Origin of the sequence: Pseudomonas sp. OTU5201, from assembly GCF_038440135.1 — a bacterium.
Classification (GTDB): Bacteria; Pseudomonadota; Gammaproteobacteria; order Pseudomonadales; family Pseudomonadaceae; genus Metapseudomonas; species Metapseudomonas resinovorans.
In genome coordinates this window covers 67,586-86,018 of record NZ_JASATC010000016.1, presented here as the reverse complement: position 1 = coordinate 86,018, position 18,433 = coordinate 67,586, and the positions used below count along the sequence as shown (strand labels likewise).

Sequence of the window (18,433 nt, the reverse complement as noted above, 5' to 3'; positions counted from 1 at the left end):
ATCATGCGGGCTTTCGTGTTTCTGACGGAGTCCGCTGATGGCCAAGGCCAAGCGCATGTACGGCTGCACCGAGTGCGGCGCCACCTTCCCCAAATGGGCCGGCCAGTGTGCCGACTGTGGGGCCTGGAACACCCTGGTGGAAACCGTGCTGGAGGGCACTGCTGCCAGCTCGAACGGGCGTACCGGCTGGACCGGCCAGCAGGCGCAGATCAAGACCCTGGCCGAGGTCAGCGTCGAGGAGATGCCGCGCTTCTCCACGGCCTCCACCGAGCTGGATCGCGTCCTTGGCGGCGGCCTGGTGGACGGTTCTGTGGTGTTGATCGGCGGCGATCCCGGCATCGGCAAGTCCACGATCCTCCTGCAGACTCTCTGCAACATCGCCGCGCGCTTCCCCGCGCTCTACGTCACGGGTGAAGAGTCCCAGCAGCAGGTTGCCATGCGCGCCCGTCGCCTGGGTTTGCCGGAAGACGAGCTCAAGGTGATGACCGAAACCTGCATCGAAAGCATCATCGCCACGGCGCGGCTAGAGAAGCCGAAGGTGATGGTGATCGACTCCATCCAGACCATCTTCACTGAACAATTGCAGTCGGCGCCCGGCGGCGTCTCCCAGGTCCGCGAGAGTGCGGCCCTGCTGGTGCGCTTCGCCAAACAGAGCGGCACGGCAATCTTCCTGGTCGGTCACGTGACCAAGGAAGGTGCCCTGGCCGGTCCCCGTGTACTGGAGCATATGGTGGACACGGTGCTGTATTTCGAGGGCGGGTCAGACGGCCGTCTGCGCCTGTTGCGGGCGGTGAAGAACCGCTTCGGCGCAGTCAACGAACTGGGCGTGTTCGGCATGACCGACAAGGGTCTGAAGGAAGTGTCCAATCCTTCGGCGATTTTCCTCACCCGGGCTCAGGAATCCGTGCCCGGCAGTGTGGTGATGGCCACGTGGGAAGGCTCCCGGCCCATGCTGGTGGAGGTCCAGGCCCTGGTGGACACCAGTCACCTGGCCAACCCCCGCCGCGTGACCCTGGGCCTGGACCAGAACCGCCTGGCCATGCTGCTCGCGGTGCTGCATCGCCATGGAGGCATTCCCACTTATGACCAGGACGTATTCCTCAACGTGGTGGGCGGTGTGAAGGTTCTGGAAACCGCGTCCGACCTGGCGCTGATCGCCGCGATCATCTCCAGCCTGCGCAATCGTCCGCTGGCCCATGACGTGCTGGTGTTCGGTGAGGTGGGCCTGTCCGGCGAGGTTCGTCCGGTACCAAGCGGCCAGGAGCGCTTGAAAGAAGCTGCCAAGCATGGCTTCAAGCGCGCCATCGTGCCCAGGGGCAATGCACCCAAGGAAGACCCGCCCGGCCTGAGCGTGGTGGCGGTGACGCGTCTGGAACAGGCACTGGATGCGTTGTTCGAGTAGCGGGAAGCTGGGATCGAGGTGAGAGGTTTTGGCAGGTCTTCGGTCTACTTCGCGAATGAATTGGCTATGTCTGCATTACGTGTTGCAGGCAGCTGCATTGCCCGTAGGAGCTGGCTTGCCAGCGAATGGCGGCGTTTCGCTGGCAAGCCAACTTCTACAAGAAGCGTCTGCCCGAAGGGCTATTCTTCGCCCAGCGCATGCAGCTCGCGCTCCAGCAGTTCCTCGCTGCCCAGGTTGAGCTCCACCAGGCGGCGCAGGTGACTGATGGAGTCCAGGTCGATATGGCAGCAGATGAAACCGAGCTGGTCGTCCTGGGCGCGGGTCAGCTCCACCTCCATCGCGACCTGGACATCGGCGCCCAGGTCAATGCACACATCGAACGGTTTCGCCGGGTCGCCACCCCAATCCGCCGGACGAATCACAAGCAGGCCCTTGAGGGAAATATCGTGCAGCTCCGCCGTCCAGCGCTTTTCGCCCTGGGATATTTTGGTGGCGGCGTCGAAGTTGATGCGCTGGAAGCGCCGACGTTCGCTGGCGGTTTCACTCATGTCCGTGCTCCTGCGAGATTTCAACCACTATAGCCAAGGCTGGTGGTGGGGGACTCCGAGTTTCAGGTCAACAGGTGGTGCCTGTCGCGCCGGACAGCGTTGGAACCCGGCAAGTCGTGTCGGGGCAGTTTGACAGTTCCCAGTCTGTCGCCAAAGCTGCTTAGGCGGTTTTTCTATAAATCCATGCGGAGCGCAAATAATGGATAAGCGACTGCTTAGCAAGGGGTTGATCGTGGGGCTGCTGGGCGCAGCCAGCTTGGCGGCGCAGGCCGATCAGGCCGGTGGCGGCGGCTGCGGTTGGGGCAACATGCTTTTCGAAGGGCAGCGCGGTCTGGTTCCGCACCTGCTGGCAACCACCACCAACGGTACTTCCGGCAACGCCACCTTCGGCCTCACATCGGGCACCAACGGTTGCGATTCCAGTGTTCGACTCGGTTACGGCGGTCGCTCGCTCCTGGCGATGAACGGCATGCTGGACAATATCGCTGAGGATATGGCCCAGGGCCAAGGCGAGGCGCTGGATGCCTATGCCACCCTGCTGGGCATCGAACAGGCCGACCGTGCTCACTTCGCACAGGTTACCCAGGCCAACTTCTCCACCATCTTCTCTTCGCCCGACGCGACCGGTGAGCAAGTACTGGCAGCTACCCTTGACGTGATGAGCCGCGATCAGCAGTTGGCTCGCTACGCGAAGCTGCCTAGCTAAATTCTGCAAGGCATAAGGAAGCCGGGCAATGCCCGGCTTTTTTCTAGCCCCCGGTCGTTGAAACGACCATTCCAGGGCCTGCACGGGTAACGGTTGCATCAAGGGGAACTAAGCTTGTGCGGCAGCCTGTCTGTTCACCCATTCGGAGCTCCCTATGAACAACAACAACAGCGTCCTGCGCCACCTGCCCTGGGCAGTGCTGGCTGTGGTCGGCGCCTGTGCCCTGGGTGTCGTCGCATTGCGCCGTGGCGAAGCGATCAACGCCCTGTGGATAGTGGTCGCCGCCGTTGCCCTCTACCTGGTTGCCTATCGCTACTACAGCCTGTTCATCGCAACCCGCGTGATGCAGCTGGACCCCGCTCGCGCCACCCCCGCGATCATCCACAACGACGGTCTCGACTACGTCCCGACCAATAAGCACGTGCTCTTCGGGCACCACTTCGCCGCCATCGCCGGCGCCGGTCCTCTGGTGGGGCCGGTACTCGCCGCACAGATGGGCTACCTGCCCGGCACGCTCTGGCTGATCGCCGGCGTGGTCCTGGCGGGTGCGGTGCAGGACTTCATGGTGCTGTTCATTTCCAGCCGCCGTGACGGCCGTTCCCTGGGCGAACTGGTGCGCGAGGAAATGGGCCAGGTGCCCGGCACCATCGCACTGTTCGGCGCCTTCCTGATCATGGTCATCATCCTTGCGGTGCTTTCGCTGATTGTGGTGAAGGCCCTGGCTGAAAGCCCCTGGGGCATGTTCACGGTGATGGCGACCATCCCCATCGCGATGTTGATGGGGATCTACATGCGCTATATCCGCCCCGGCCGCATCGGTGAAATCTCGGTGGTGGGCGTGGCGCTGCTGCTGGCCTCCATCTGGCTCGGTGGCCAGGTGTCCGCCGACCCGGTCTGGGGGCCGGCCTTCACCTTCACCGGCGTGCAGATCACCTGGATGCTGATCGGCTACGGCTTCGTCGCCGCCGTGCTGCCGGTGTGGCTGGTACTGGCACCGCGCGACTACCTGTCGACCTTCCTCAAGATCGGCACCATCGTGGCGCTGGCCATCGGCATCCTGATCACCATGCCAGACCTGAAGATGCCGGCCCTGACCCAGTTCGTCGACGGCACCGGTCCGGTATGGAAGGGCGCCCTGTTCCCCTTCCTGTTCATCACCATCGCCTGTGGTGCCGTGTCTGGCTTCCATGCGCTGATCTCCTCGGGCACCACGCCCAAGCTGCTGGCCAGCGAGTCTCATGCCCGCTACATCGGCTACGGCGGCATGCTGATGGAGTCGTTCGTCGCCATCATGGCCATGGTTGCTGCTTCGGTGATCGAGCCGGGCGTGTACTTCGCCATGAACAGCCCGCCGGCCGTGGTGGGGGCGGATGTCGCCAGTGTCGCTGCGACTGTCAGCAGCTGGGGCTTCGCCATCACGCCCGAGCAGTTGGAGGCCACCGCCAAGGACATTGGTGAGCACACTATCCTGGCGCGCGCCGGTGGTGCGCCGACTTTGGCCGTGGGTATTGCGCAGATCCTCCACCAGTTGCTGCCGGGTGAGAACACCATGGCCTTCTGGTACCACTTCGCGATTCTCTTCGAGGCGCTGTTCATCCTCACCGCCGTGGACGCCGGGACCCGTGCCGGTCGCTTCATGCTGCAGGACCTGCTGGGTGAGTTCGTTCCGGCCCTCAGCAACACCGAGTCCTGGACCGCCAACGTCATTGCCACCGCCGGTTGCGTGGCCCTTTGGGGCTGGTTGCTGTACCAGGGCGTGATCGACCCGTTGGGGGGCATCAACACCCTGTGGCCGCTGTTCGGTATCTCCAACCAGATGCTCGCTGGTATCGCCCTGATGTTGGGCTGTGTGGTGCTGATCAAGATGAAGCGTCAGCGTTATGTGTGGGTGACGCTGATTCCGGCCACCTGGCTGTTGATCTGCACTACAACGGCAGGTGTGATCAAGTTGGTGGACCCGAACCCGGCCGTCGGGTTCCTGGCCCTGGCCCAGAAGTACAGCGATGCCGCCGCCGCCGGCCAGATCCTGGCTCCGGCCAAGGACATGGGCCAGATGCAGCACGTGATCTTCAATGCCTACACGAATGCCGGGCTGACCGTGCTGTTTCTCTTCGTGGTGCTGAGCATCCTGTTCTACGCCATCAAGGTAGGGCGCGGCGCTTGGATGAAGCCGGAGCGCACGGACAAGGAATCGCCCTTCCAGTCGATTCCGGAAGCATGAGGAGGACCCGAGCATGTTCAATGACCTGAACCGCATGGGGAAGTACCTGGGCCAGGCCGCGCGTATGCTGGTCGGCATGCCCGACTACGACAACTACGTCGAGCACACGCGCAGCAAGCACCCGGACAAACCGGTGATGAGCTACGAGGAGTTCTTCCGCGAGCGACAGGAAGCCCGCTACGGCGGCGGCAAGGGGCGGCCGGTGCGATGCTGCTGAGCTGACAGGCTGCTAGTTGAAGCGCCACGCATTGTCGTGGCGCTTCATTTTGGGCGCGGCTGTTTCGCCGGCTACGCGATATCCAGGTTTGCCTGCCCAACCAATCCACCGCCCATGAAAAAGCCCGGCACGTGCCGGGCTCCTTCGTCGCGGGTCTGTCGCTTACTTGCCGTAAACCGGCAGCTTGGCGCAGATGGCCTTGACCTGTTCGCGAACGCGGTCGATCACGGACTCGTCGCCCATGTTTTCCAGGATGTCGCAGATCCAGGTGGCCAACTCGCGGCACTCGACTTCCTTGAAGCCACGAGTGGTCACGGCCGGGGTACCGATGCGCAGGCCGGAGGTAACGAAGGGCGAGCGCGGGTCGTTCGGTACGGAGTTCTTGTTCACGGTGATGAAGGCGCGACCCAGGGCGGCATCGGCGTCCTTACCGGTGATGTCCTGCTTGATCAGGCTGAGCAGGAACAGGTGGTTCTGGGTACCGCCGGACACCACGTCGAAGCCACGGTCGATGAACACTTGGGCCATGGCTTGGGCGTTCTTCACCACTTGCTGCTGGTACGCCTTGAACTCGGGCTGCAGGGCTTCCTTGAAGCACACGGCCTTGGCGGCGATGACGTGCTCCAGCGGGCCACCCTGGGCGCCCGGGAACACGGCGGAGTTCAGCTTCTTCTCGATCTCTTCGTTCTTGCGAGCGAGGATCAGGCCGCCGCGCGGGCCGCGCAGGGTCTTGTGGGTGGTGGTGGTGACCACGTCGGCGAACGGTACCGGGTTCGGGTACACGCCAGCGGCAACCAGGCCGGCCACGTGGGCCATGTCGACGAACAGGTAGGCGCCTACCTTGTCGGCGATGGCGCGGAAGCGCGGGAAGTCGAGGATCTGCGAGTAGGCGGAGAAGCCGGCGACGATCATCTTCGGCTTGTGTTCGACAGCCAGGCGCTCGACTTCGTCGTAGTCGATCAGGCCATTGGCGTCGATGCCGTACTGCACGGCGTTGTAGAGCTTGCCGGAGGAGGAGACGCTGGCGCCGTGGGTCAGGTGCCCACCGTGGGCCAGGCTCATGCCGAGGATGGTGTCACCGGCCGACAGCAGGGCCAGGTACACGGCCGAGTTGGCCTGGGAGCCGGCGTGGGGCTGGACGTTGGCGTAGTCGGCGCCGAACAGCTCTTTGGCGCGATCGATGGCCAGTTGCTCGACGACGTCGACGTACTCGCAACCACCGTAGTAGCGCTTGCCCGGGTAGCCTTCGGCGTACTTGTTGGTCAGCACCGAGCCCTGGGCTTCCATCACCGCCGGGCTGGTGTAGTTCTCGGAGGCGATCAGCTCGATGTGCTCTTCCTGGCGCTGGGCTTCTTGCTCCATGGCGGCAAACAGGTCGGCATCGTAGCGGGCGAGGGTCAAATCACGGCTGAACATGGCGGTCCTCTTAGGGATCGGTGCAGGGGAAAGGCGCGCATTCTAACCGATCGGTCGCTGGCTGGCATATGAAGGTCGGTCATGTGACAGACAAGTGGCCTTCATCTGGCCTGTGGCGCGCGATTCAGCTGAGGATGAAGTTGGCGCTGGTGCCGAACAGGCGCTCGAACTGGGCGGCCGGCACGGGGTGACCGAACAGATAGCCTTGAACTTCGTCGCAGCCGTGTTCGCGGAGGAAGTTGAGCTGGGCATGGGTTTCCACGCCTTCGGCGATGACCGCCAGGTTCAGGCTGTGCGCCATGGCGATGATCGCGCGGGCAATCTGCGCGTCGCGCTCGCCGTCGGGCAGGCCGTCAACGAAGCTGCGGTCGATCTTCAGTACGTCGATAGGGAACTGCTTGAGGTAGTTGAGCGAGGAGTAACCCGTGCCGAAGTCGTCTACCGCGATGCACAGGCCTAGGCGCTTGAGGTTTTCCAGGATGGCCATGGCCTGTCCCACGTCGCGCATCAGGATGCTCTCGGTCAGTTCCAGCTCCAGACAAGCCGGCGGCAGGCCACTGTCTTCGATGATGGCGGCGATGCGTTCGGCCAGTTGGCCATCGGCGAACTGGCGGGCGGAAATGTTCACCGAGATCTTCGGTAGGCGCATCTTGGTGCGGTGCCAGGCCTTGAGCTGGCGGCAGGCCTCGTTCAGTACCCATTCGCCCACCTGCACCACCAGGCCGAGTTCTTCCAGTACCGGGACAAACTCCCCCGGCGGCACCAGGCCGCGCGTGGGATGGCGCCAGCGCAGCAGGGCCTCTACGCCGGTCAGGCGCTTGCCGTCGCCGGAGAACTGCGGTTGGTAGTACAGCAGGAACTCGCCCTGTTCCAGCGCGTGGCGCAGGTCGCTTTCCAGTTCCAGGCGCTCCAGGGCGCGGGCGTTCATGTCCGCCTGGTAGAACTGGAAGTTGTTCTTGCCGCGTTCCTTGGCGTGATACATGGCGGTGTCGGCGTTCTTCATCAGCTGGCTCAGCTCGCGGCCATCCTGGGGCGAAAGGGCAATGCCAATACTGGCGGTGACGAAGAACTCGCGACCTTCGAGGACGAAAGGACGGGCCAGGCTGTCGAGGATCTGCTCGGCGACGTGGATGGCCCGGTTCAGTGCGCCTTCGCGGGTGGCGCGGGGTTGCAGCAGCAGGGTGAACTCGTCGCCACCCATGCGCGCCACGGTGTCGTCTTCGTGGACGCACGCCGACAGGCGCACGGCCACGTCCTTGAGCATGCGGTCGCCTGCGGCATGGCCGAGGGAGTCGTTGATCGGTTTGAAACGGTCCAGGTCGAGGAACATCAGCACCACCCATTCCTGGTGCCGTTCGGCGTACTGCAGGGCGGTATGGAGACGGTCCTGGAACAGGGTGCGGTTGGGCAGGTGGGTCAGACCGTCGTAGTAGGCGAGGCGATGGATGCGCTGTTCGCTGGCCTTGCGCTCGCTGATGTCGCTGAAGAAGCAGACGTAGCTGACCAGGTCGCCGTCTTCATCATGCACGGCGGTGATGCCGACCCAGGCCGGGTAGTTGTCGCCCGTGTGTCGCTTGAGCCAGATCTCGCCTTCCCAGCTGCCGCGCAGGTTGAGTTGGCCAATGATGTAGTTGAGCTGCTCGGCCTGCTGGCGGTCGGCGGTGAGCATCGCGGGCAACTGGTCCAGCACTTCGCGGGCGGAGTAACCGGTGATTCGGCTGAAGGCTTCGTTGACCTGGACGATGTAGCCGGCCGGATCGGTCACGAGGATGGCCGAGGTGGAATGCTCGAACACCGTGGCGGCCATGCGCATCTCTTTCTCGGCGCGGCGCTGCTGGCTGATGTCGCGGCCGACGCCGAGCATGCCCTCGAAGCGCCCGTACTCGTCCCACATCAGCATGGTGCGCAGTTCCACCGGGATCTTCTGCCCGTCGGCGCGCATGCAGTCGAAGAGGAACAGCCGCGCGGGCATTTGGCTGCGCAGCTCGCTCAGGCGCTGCGGATTGCCCAGGGCGTTGCGGATCTGTTCCAGCTGCTCGGCCAGATTCATCATCTGTCGCGGGTCGGCGGCCAGGCCGTTGAAGCCGTTGGCCAGGGTCCAGTCAACGCTGTAGCCGAGTACCGGCATCACCGAGGGGCTGACGTAGTTGAGCCGCAGTTCGCTATCGGTGGTGAAGATCACGTCGCTGATGCTTTCGGCCAGCATGCGGTAGCGGCGTCCGCTCTCGCGCATGGATTCGGTGGCCTCGATCTGTTCGGTGATGTCCTTGGCCACGCCGATCAGGCGGCTGACCCGACCTTTCTCGTCACGGGCCAGGGCCTGCTCACGCACGTCGAACCAGTGCCAGCTGCCATCCTTGTGGCGCCAGCGCAACTGGCATTGCAGCAGCATGCCATCGCCTACCACCTGTTGCAGGCTGCGCACGCGCCAGTACTGCTCGGTATCGTCCGGATGCAGCAGCTCCTCCCAGAAGCGTTCGCCCATCTTGCGGACATCGTCACGGCCATAGCCCAACTGCTGGGCGAGACGGTTGTTGGTGAGCATCACCCGCTTGCTGATGATGTCGTGGACGTAAAGGGTGTCCGGCACCGCCAGCACCACGTCGGACCAGAAACGCTCGCGCTCGATCAGCGATAGCTCCACCTGCTTGCGGCTGGTGATGTCGTTGATGCTGAGGGTGACGGCTTCCAGGTCCTGGATCATGTTCGGCAGGTGCAGCACCAGCCAGATGTGCCGCATCTGGCCCTGGGCAGTAACGATCTGGCTCTCCATCTCCAGGTGCTTGTTGCCGCCCAGCAGGGCCGCCATCAGTTGGAAGCGGATGCCACCTTCGTGCAGGGGATGGGAGCCGATCAGTTGTTGCCAGGCCTGCTCGCTGCTGCTGACTTCCAGCAGGTGCATGGCGACCTGGTTGATTTCGGTGATGCGCAGCAGGCGCAGCAACTCTGCGTGGCGCGGCGGATTGTCCTTGATCCACGTGGCCAGGCTGGTGCGGTCACGCATGCCGTTCTGGATGAGGTACTTGCGCAGGTCGGCAAGGTCGAGCACGCAGAGGGCGATACCGCCACCCTCGAAGATGTCCTGGTAGCGCCGCCGGGTTTCCTGCAGGACACCCAGGGCGCGTTGCTCTTCGGTGACGTCGCGCAACACCCAGACATAGCCAAGCAGTTGAGCGCCGTCGTTGAGGTCGTTGCGGGTGACGGCCAGCAGGCGCTGTTCGCCGCTTCGCTGGAACTGCACCAGGTCCGAGCCCAGATCGTGGTCCAGGCCGGGGGCGTTGAGCAGCAGCGGGTCCAGGCCCGGCAGCAGCGCCAGCAGGTGATGCTCCTGGGCGGCGTCTGCGCTGATGCCGAACAGGGCTTCGGCCTGCGGGTTGAGGTAGCTCAGGCGGCCATCCACCTGGGTCACCAGTACGCGCTCCTCGATCACGCCGAGGGCGCTCGCGGCCTGGCGAAGGGAGCGTCGCGAGGCGTCGTTGAGTTCACGCAGGCCACGTTGCTCGCGCTGCAGGTAGTAGAGGGCGATCAATGCCAGGCTGGCGCTGATGAGGAACAGCAGCAGCTTGCTGAGCAGTTCTGGCAGCAGGCTGGCGCGTACCTGGCGCTCGTCGTGCAAGGCGCGGAGCTGCCAGTCGCTGCGGCCGAGTGGCGAGACGAGAATCGTCTGTACTTCCTGCTCGGCGGTTACCGGCATCACGATGGAGGTGGCGCGTCGCGGTTTGCCGCTCTGCGCCAGGACCCGCTGGAGGACGCGATCCTCCAGCAGCCAACGATAGTCGCGGTCCTCATGCTTGAGCAGCCAGGTACGGATGGCATCGGCGTCGAGACGCAGCGCCCAGTAGCCGCTGGGCTCGGGCAGGGGCGATTGGCGCAGGATCAGATAAACCTCGCCACGGCCCTGGGGACTGAAGGCATAGTGGTAGATCTCGCCTTCGCCTCGCTGGACCAGGCTGGTCAGGAACAGGGCGTCGTCGTTGCCGGCCTGGGTATCAGCCAGCACACCGCCGTTGGGGTTGAGCCACGCCAGGCTGTTGATCGACGGCAGGATGGGGCGCAGCAGGTCCAGTTCGACCAGTTCCTGGTCTTCGTTCCGGGGATTTGGGGGCTGCTGGCGAAGCAGGGCGAGAACGGCGTCCGCTTTCATCTGCATGACCAGTTCAAGGTGACTGGCCAGCTCGCGGGTCAGGGTGTAATTGCGGTCCCGCGCACCGTCCTGCAACTGTCGGTATTCCTGGTGCAACTGCCAGAGCAGCAGGGCCAGCATCAGCAGCACAAGGCCCATCAGCAGGCCCTTGACCGAACCGCGCGCGGGGACGCTGGCCGGAGGGAGTCCTGGCTCGTGCTGGGCTGGCGGGCGTGGGGTGGCTGGCACGGATGGCGTTCCTGCTACTGCTCGATTGGCAGGTGACGGGGTATCCCGGACCTTGGGGCCCGCGGGCCGGCTAGCATGCCTTGAAGGCCTTCAAAGTGCCAGTACGAACGACGAGCGTCGTTTGCCCTCCCCGGTGCATTCCGGTAGCTTTGCCGCACGCGCGCGGGAGCGCCTGTTCCCAAATTGTCGCTCCCCGCCTTATCCACTATTTGTCACAGCACCAAGGTCAGCCATGGCTCAATACGTCTACACCATGCACCGGGTCGGCAAGGTCGTGCCCCCGAAGCGTGAGATTCTCAAAGACATTTCCCTGTCCTTCTTCCCGGGCGCCAAGATCGGCGTGCTCGGCCTGAACGGCGCAGGTAAGTCGACCCTCCTGCGCATCATGGCCGGGGTGGATACCGAGATCGATGGTGAAGCCCGCCCGATGCCTGGCATCAAGGTCGGCTATCTGCCCCAGGAACCCAAGCTGGACCCGACCAAGAGCGTGCGTGACATCGTCGAAGAGGCCGTGGGCGAGATCAAGCAGGCCCAGGCCCGCCTGGACGAGGTCTACGCCGCCTATGCCGAGCCGGACGCCGATTTCGACGCCCTGGCCGCCGAGCAGGCCAAGCTGGAAGCCATTCTCCAGGCTTCCGACGGCCACAACCTGGAGCGCCAGTTGGAAGTCGCCGCAGACGCCCTGCGCCTGCCAGCCTGGGACGCGAAGATCGAACACCTCTCCGGCGGTGAGAAGCGCCGCGTGGCCCTGTGCCGCCTGCTGCTGTCGGCCCCCGACATGCTGCTGCTGGACGAACCGACCAACCACCTGGACGCCGACTCCGTGGCCTGGCTGGAGCACTTCCTCCACGACTTCCCCGGCACCGTGGTAGCCATTACCCACGACCGTTATTTCCTCGACAACGTCGCGGGCTGGATCCTCGAGCTGGACCGTGGCCACGGCATCCCCTTCGAGGGCAACTACTCAGGCTGGCTGGAATCCAAGGCCAACCGCCTGGCCCAGGAAGCCAAGCAGGAAGCCTCCCACGCTAAGGCCATGAAGGCCGAACTGGAGTGGGTGCGCCAGGGCGCCAAGGCACGCCAGTCCAAGTCCAAGGCCCGTTTGCAACGCTTCGAGGAAATGCAATCGCAGGAATTCCAGAAGCGCAGCGAAACCAACGAGATCTACATCCCGGCTGGTCCGCGCCTGGGCGACAAAGTCATCGAACTGCACAACGTCTCCAAGGGCTATGGCGATCGCGTACTGATCGAGAACCTGTCCCTGAGCATTCCGAAAGGCGCCATCGTTGGCGTGATCGGCGGCAACGGTGCAGGCAAGTCCACCCTGTTCCGCATGCTGACCGGCAAGGAGCAGCCGGATTCCGGCACCATCGAGATCGGTGAAACCGTTCAGATCGCCAGCGTCGACCAGAGCCGCGACAGCCTGGAAGGCACCAAAACCGTGTGGGAGCAAGTGTCCGACGGTTTCGAGCAGATCAAGATCGGCAGCTACGAAGTCCCGTCGCGCAGCTACGTCGGCCGCTTCAACTTCAAGGGCGCCGACCAGCAGAAGTTCGTCAAGGACCTCTCCGGTGGTGAGCGTGGCCGCCTGCACCTGGCCCTGACCCTGAAGCAGGGCGGCAACGTGCTGCTGCTCGACGAACCGTCCAACGACCTCGACGTGGAAACCCTGCGTGCGCTGGAAGAAGCGCTGCTGGACTTCCCCGGCGCCGCCATCGTGATTTCCCACGATCGCTGGTTCCTGGACCGTATCGCCACCCACATCCTCTCCTACGAGGACGACGGTAAGGTGAGCTTCTTCGAGGGCAACTACACCGAGTTCGAAGCGGACCGCAAGAAGCGCCTGGGCGACGCGGCATCCCAGCCGCACCGGGTGCGCTACAAGAAGCTGGCGCAGTAAGCGCCAACGCGACAACGGAGCCGCAAGGCTCCGTTTTCGTTTCTGGAGGTTCGATGAAAGGATTCAACCACTATCTGTTCTGGCTCTCGACCCTGGCGCTGTTCGGAGTCTGCGGCCTGTACTTCTCCTTCTATCCCTCTCCGGCCTGGCAGCTGGGCGCCGTGCCCTGTTCCCTGGTGCTGGGGGGCGGGCTCTACGCCTGGCTCGCGAGGCGCGAGCGCTTCAGCACCCTGTTCGGCTTGGAAACCGATGCCGCCCGCTGGTCATTGCACCTGATGCTGGGGTCGCTACTGGTGCTGGTGGTCTGGGGCGCTTTGCAGGTACCGGCAGCCGCGCTCTATACCCAGTGGCTGGGGCGGGACGCCGAGTTCGCCGCGCGGGTGCTGGACAAGGACGATGGCGGCCTGGGCTGCCAGTTCCGCGTTGAGCTGGTGCTGGACGATACGGCCGTTGGCGTCGGCGTTTGCGTGCCGGAGGATGTCTGGTACTCCCTGCCGGATCGCGGAGCGGTGGTGATGCGTGGCAAGCGCAGCGGGCTGGGCATCAATCCCCGTCAGGTGTTGCGGCAGTCTGCGGGGCGCTGATTCTCCCGGCTGTCTTGTGATTCGGCATGGTGCGCCGATCGCACGTCGCTGGTGCGAATTTTCGTTGGCGTAACCGGACGCTGTAACCCTCTGATAGCGGTAATTCTCAGGAGTTTCCGCTTTTCAGGTTGCGGATTTATAGGTATTGCACCAAAAAGATTCATATATGCGTCATTTTGCCCTATCGAGGTGCTGGTCAGATTGATAGAGTCTCGCGCCATAAATTGTTCATAAAAGAAAAATTGGTGAGAGTCATGACGCAATCTGTCGACGCCTTCCTGCTGCGCCTGAAGCAGCGCGACCCCGACCAGCCTGAGTTCCATCAGGCTGTGGAGGAGGTGCTGCGCAGCCTGTGGCCATTCCTTGAAGCAAATCCGCAGTACCTGGAGGCCGGCATCATCGAACGGATCGTCGAGCCGGAGCGTGCGGTGCTGTTCCGGGTGCCCTGGGTCGACGATCAGGGCCGGGTCCGGGTCAACCGCGGATTCCGTGTGCAGATGAGCAGTGCCATCGGCCCCTACAAGGGCGGCCTGCGCTTCCATCCGTCGGTGAACCTCGGCGTCCTGAAGTTTCTCGCCTTCGAACAGGTATTCAAGAATTCCCTGACTTCGCTGCCCATGGGCGGTGGCAAGGGTGGCTCGGACTTCGACCCCAAGGGCAAGAGCGACGCCGAAGTCATGCGCTTCTGCCAGTCCTTCATGAGCGAGCTGTACCGCCACATCGGTGCCGATCTCGACGTGCCGGCCGGCGATATTGGCGTTGGCGCCCGTGAGATCGGCTTCCTGTTCGGCCAGTACAAGCGTCTCTCCAACGAATTCACTTCGGTGTTCACCGGCAAGGGGCTGGCCTACGGCGGTAGCCTGATTCGCCCGGAGGCCACCGGTTACGGCTGTGTCTACTTCGCTCAGGAAATGCTCAAGGGCATCGGTCGCGACGTCGATGGTCAGCGTGTGGCCATTTCCGGCTCCGGCAATGTGGCCCAGTACGCAGCGCAGAAGGTGATGGAGCTAGGCGGCAAGGTGATTTCCCTCTCCGACTCGGAAGGCACCCTGTTTGCCGAGGCCGGCCTGACCCAGGAACAGTGGTCGGCGCTGATGGAGCTGAAGAATGTTCGCCGTGGTCGACTCAGCGAGCTGAGCGGCACAGGCTTGCGTTTCCTGCCGGGCCAGCGTCCCTGGGCACTGCCCTGCGACATCGCGCTGCCCTGCGCGACCCAGAACGAGCTGGATGCCGAAGACGCCCGGGCGCTGTTGGCCAATGGCTGCGTCTGCGTTGCCGAGGGCGCCAACATGCCGTCCACCCTGCAGGCTGTGGATATCTTCACCGAGGCGGGGATTCTCTTCGCGCCTGGCAAGGCTTCCAACGCTGGCGGCGTGGCCACCAGCGGCCTGGAGATGAGCCAGAACGCCATGCGTCTGCACTGGACCGCCGGCGAAGTGGACCAGCGCCTGCACGGCATCATGCAGAACATCCACCACGCCTGCGTGAGCTACGGTGAGGAAAACGGGCGGGTGAACTACGTCAAGGGCGCCAACATTGCCGGCTTCGTGAAAGTGGCCGACGCCATGCTGGCGCAGGGCGTGGTGTAACTACCGCGCTCTGCCGGGCGCAGCGAAGTCCTTTGTTGGGCTTCGCTGCGCTCTGCCACAACCTGCACGTGCAATCGCGAGAGGCCTTGCGCCCGCGCCGCGTCAGCCCTTGACGCAGACCACCTGGCGCAGGGTATGCACCACTTCCACCAGGTCGCGCTGAGCCGCCATCACGGCATCGATGTCCTTGTAGGCCATGGGGATCTCGTCGATCACATCCTTGTCCTTGCGGCACTCCACGTGGGCGGTGGCGCGGACCTGGTCTTCCACGGTGAACAGCTTCTTCGCCCGCCCTCGGCTCATCGTGCGACCGGCACCGTGGCTGCAGGAGCAGAAGGCGTCCTCGTTACCCAGTCCGCGGACGATGAAGCTCTTGGCGCCCATGGAGCCGGGGATGATACCCAGCTCGCCTTTCTGCGCCGACACCGCGCCCTTGCGCGTCACCAGCACTTCACGGCCGAAGTGCTGTTCCTTCTGCACGTAGTTGTGGTGGCAGTTCACCGCTTCCAGGCTGGCCTCGAAGGGTTTGCCGATGGCCTTGCGCGCGGCAGCAATCACCGCTTGCATCATCAAGGCGCGGTTCTGCCGAGCGAAGTCCTGGGCCCAGCCCACCGCTTCCACGTAGTCGTCGAAGTGCTTGCTGCCTTCTTCGAAGTACGCGAGGTCGCGATCCGGCAGGTTGGCCAGGTGCTGGCGCATATCGGCCTGCGCCAGCTCGATGAACAGGGTGCCAATGGCATTGCCCACCCCGCGCGAGCCGCTGTGCAACATGAACCAGACCCGGTCGGCCTCGTCCAGGCAGACCTCAATGAAGTGGTTGCCGGTCCCCAGGGTGCCAAGGTGATGGCGGTTGTTGGTCTTTTCCAGTCGCGGGTATTTGGCGGTGATCGCCTTGAAACGCCTGGAGAGCGAGCGCCAGGCCTGGTCGGTGGTATCCGGTACGTCGTCCCAGGCGCCCTGGTCGCGTTTGCCGAAAGTCTTGCCGTGGGGGACCGCACGTTCGATGGCGCTGCGCAGGCCGCGGAGGTTGTCCGGCAGGTCGGCGGCGCGCAGGGAGGTAAGGGCGGCAATCATCCCGCAGCCGATGTCCACGCCGACGGCGGCAGGAATGATGGCGCCTACGGTGGGGATCACGCTGCCGATGGTCGACCCCTTGCCCAGGTGCACGTCAGGCATCACCGCGAGGTGTTTGAAGATGAAAGGCATCTTCGCGGTATTGATCAGTTGCTGGCGGGCTTCCTCTTCCACCGGAACGCCTTGGGTCCAGAGCTTGATCGGCTTGCCGTTGGATACTTCCAGCAATTGGGGGCCGTTGGTGTTCATCTGCGTCGCCTGACGAGGGGGTGGATAACCATTCTGGGCCCGTTGTGATGGGGCGCGCGCGCATCTTACCGGCGGAGCTCGGGCAGGGGGATGGGTTTAGTACCTCAACCCATCCTGCAGGTCAGGCCAGACCTGCTACGCAGGATGGCGTAGAGCGAAGCGAAACCCATCAATCAGCGCCAATCAGTAGTGATACCACTTCAGCTCCAGCATCACCTCGTTGACCGGCGCGGCGAGCTGGCTGAACTCCCGTTGTGCAGACAGGCGCAGCCCGAGGTTGCGGGAAATGTCCCACTGCTGATTGAGGGACAGGTGGCGGCGGACTTCGCCATTGTGGAAGTAGTCGCCGGAGGCTTCCAGGCTGAGGCTGCCCAGTGGGTTGTGCCAGAGCAGGCCGGTATTGAAGCCTGCGGCGGTGGCGATGAAGGGTGCAAAGTCTTCGTTGTGCTCGATGCGTGCGGTGGCCAGGGCGAAACCCAATGCATCTTCGGCAAGCTGCCAAGTGCCACCGACGCCGCCGTTGAGGTGGCTGACCAGACGCTCGTCGCCGTCTTCTCCCAGCACGCGTTCCAGCCCCCCGGCCACCTGCCAAGACCAGGGTTTGAGCAGCTCGCCGCGCGGCGTCAGGGAGCGGATGGTCGCCAGGTCCAGGCGTTGCAACTGCCAGTGGTTGTCCTCGTACTGGCGCAGCTTGAGCTGGAGGATTTCGATCTGCGCGCCCAGCGGGAAGCCGGAGAGGTTGTCGTTGAGGTCGTGGTAGGCCATGCGCAGACCGTACTCGGCGAAGGCGCGGTCTTCACGTGTGCCGGCCCCTAGCTGCCAGGTTCGCGACTCGTGACCTTCCTCGGGCAGGCTGGGGCGCTCGATGTCCAGTTCCGGTGGTGGGTTGCGGTTGATGCCTTGCAGCAATGTGTAGCTGCGCGTGGCGTTCTCGCGGGTGCGCGCCTCACCGGTGGAGTGGTAGCGCACCAGACGGAAAGCCGCGTCCTGGATCAGCGCGCGCCGCGGGGCGGGGAGGGCGAGGAAGGCCGGGTCGTCCAGCAGCTTCTCATCGTCGGCCAGACGCAGCACCCACTGCTGTTCGGCGTCATCCAGGGGCGCGGCGCGGGCCAGCAGTTCCTTCTCCCGCGAGGGTCGGTAGTCGATGGACTCCACCAGGCCGGCCTGCTTCACCGCGCGTACGGTGTCGGTAGGGATGGCGGTGATCGGGAAATGGTCGGTGAGTTCGATACCGGGGCGGGCGATTTCCAGCAGTTCCAGCAGGCGATAAGAGCAGTTCTCATCGAAGAAGTAGTAATCGAAGCGGATCTGCTTCAACTCCCAGACATGCTCAACCATGCGCCCTGTTTCCTCAGCAGTGAGGTTCAGGCGGTATTCCCAGAGATCACGGTTCTCCAGGCGGCTGTATTCCTTGAGCTTGTCGCGGTAGGGCACCAGGGCGAACAGTCCGGGGTAGCCACCCATCAGGCCTTTCCAGGCGTAGAGGATGCTGTTGTCGGCCCCCTCGATGAAGGCACCGAAGTTCAGCGCATAGCTGAGCATTACGGTGTTGTTTTCGTGGATGTCCGGCTGGTCGATGCGCAGCAGGGTGTGACCGAACATGGACGAAGGGCTGTTCAGGTACGCGGCGGGAAACACCAGGACCGTGCTGTGTGGATTGACGTCGGCGTACCACGCCCTGAACTCGCTGCAGGCCGGCTGCGGCAGGTCTGTGAGCTGGAGTTGCTCGCGCAGCCAGCGGGTGCGCGCCGGGTAGGTGCATTGCGGATGCTTGTCGCCAAGATCGGCCGGGGCGTAGAGCGCGTACAGGGTGGCGCGCAGTTCGTCGGCCGGATTGTTCGGCCCACTCTCGGCGAGGAAGAAATCGGCGTCATCCACATAGCTGCGCCAGCCGCCCAGTTTGCCGGTCTCGTAATGACCCAGGGCGATCCAGTAAGGATCGTCCGCCAATGTCTGGAGGCGTTCGGCGGGGACTTCGGGAGCAGCGTGGGCGGTGATCCAGGTGCACAAGGCGAGGTACGGGAAAATCCGTTTCAAGGGCGCAGCTCTTCTTGGTGAGAGGTTCTTCGGCCGGAGCTTTGGGTAAGGCCGGGGCGGGTGTCAAGCAAGGCGATGGCCGGCATTTGCGCAAGTTTGCCGGAGTGGGATGCAGGCT

At 63.9% G+C, this 18,433-nt stretch carries 12 protein-coding genes; 7 read left to right on the top strand and 5 right to left on the bottom strand.

The features are described 5' to 3' along the window. Window positions 1–37: 37 nt before the first annotated feature. Complete coding sequence (radA, locus tag AAHM40_RS12335; protein ID WP_342244892.1) at window positions 38–1,402, top strand: DNA repair protein RadA; 1,365 nt, start codon at window positions 38–40, stop codon at window positions 1,400–1,402. A 179-nt stretch (window positions 1,403–1,581) separates the two neighbouring features. Here the strand turns inward: radA and AAHM40_RS12330 are convergent, their stop codons facing one another. Beyond that, window positions 1,582–1,950 (bottom strand): PilZ domain-containing protein, encoded by a 369-nt coding sequence (locus AAHM40_RS12330; protein WP_342244891.1) that lies wholly within the window; start codon window positions 1,948–1,950, stop codon window positions 1,582–1,584. Window positions 1,951–2,149: 199 nt separating this feature from the next. Here AAHM40_RS12330 and AAHM40_RS12325 point away from each other — a divergent pair, with 199 nt between their 5' ends. From AAHM40_RS12325 to AAHM40_RS12315, 3 genes are all read left to right on the top strand, one after another. Further along, window positions 2,150–2,656, top strand: coding sequence for a DUF3015 domain-containing protein (locus AAHM40_RS12325; protein ID WP_028629649.1), 507 nt, complete (start codon window positions 2,150–2,152; stop codon window positions 2,654–2,656). A gap of 154 nt (window positions 2,657–2,810) precedes the next feature. After that, complete coding sequence (locus AAHM40_RS12320) at window positions 2,811–4,877, top strand: carbon starvation CstA family protein (RefSeq protein WP_342244890.1); 2,067 nt, start codon at window positions 2,811–2,813, stop codon at window positions 4,875–4,877. Between the two features lie 13 nt (window positions 4,878–4,890). After that, window positions 4,891–5,094, top strand: coding sequence for a YbdD/YjiX family protein (locus tag AAHM40_RS12315; protein WP_342244889.1), 204 nt, complete (start codon window positions 4,891–4,893; stop codon window positions 5,092–5,094). A gap of 162 nt (window positions 5,095–5,256) precedes the next feature. Here the strand turns inward: AAHM40_RS12315 and glyA are convergent, their stop codons facing one another. Both glyA and AAHM40_RS12305 read right to left on the bottom strand, forming a co-directional pair. Further along, the gene (gene glyA / locus AAHM40_RS12310) at window positions 5,257–6,510 is read right to left on the bottom strand and encodes a serine hydroxymethyltransferase (protein ID WP_342244888.1); all 1,254 of its coding nucleotides are present in this window, start codon (window positions 6,508–6,510) and stop codon (window positions 5,257–5,259) included. Between the two features lie 124 nt (window positions 6,511–6,634). Beyond that, a complete protein-coding gene (locus AAHM40_RS12305) occupies window positions 6,635–10,654 on the bottom strand; it encodes an EAL domain-containing protein (RefSeq protein ID WP_446731566.1) in 4,020 nt (1,339 codons plus the stop codon). A 460-nt stretch (window positions 10,655–11,114) separates the two neighbouring features. Here AAHM40_RS12305 and ettA point away from each other — a divergent pair, with 460 nt between their 5' ends. From ettA to gdhA, 3 genes are all read left to right on the top strand, one after another. Then, window positions 11,115–12,782 (top strand): energy-dependent translational throttle protein EttA, encoded by a 1,668-nt coding sequence (gene ettA / locus AAHM40_RS12300; RefSeq protein WP_280284801.1) that lies wholly within the window; start codon window positions 11,115–11,117, stop codon window positions 12,780–12,782. Window positions 12,783–12,835: 53 nt separating this feature from the next. Further along, window positions 12,836–13,366, top strand: coding sequence for a hypothetical protein (locus AAHM40_RS12295; protein ID WP_342244887.1), 531 nt, complete (start codon window positions 12,836–12,838; stop codon window positions 13,364–13,366). 254 nt (window positions 13,367–13,620) lie between these two features. After that, a complete protein-coding gene (gene gdhA, locus AAHM40_RS12290) occupies window positions 13,621–14,955 on the top strand; it encodes an NADP-specific glutamate dehydrogenase (protein ID WP_028629642.1) in 1,335 nt (444 codons plus the stop codon). Between the two features lie 102 nt (window positions 14,956–15,057). Here gdhA and AAHM40_RS12285 read toward each other — a convergent pair whose 3' ends face one another. Next, a complete protein-coding gene (locus AAHM40_RS12285; protein ID WP_342244886.1) occupies window positions 15,058–16,278 on the bottom strand; it encodes an RtcB family protein in 1,221 nt (406 codons plus the stop codon). A gap of 183 nt (window positions 16,279–16,461) precedes the next feature. Next, window positions 16,462–18,315 (bottom strand): Lnb N-terminal periplasmic domain-containing protein, encoded by a 1,854-nt coding sequence (locus tag AAHM40_RS12280; protein WP_342244885.1) that lies wholly within the window; start codon window positions 18,313–18,315, stop codon window positions 16,462–16,464. Window positions 18,316–18,433: the final 118 nt, after the last annotated feature.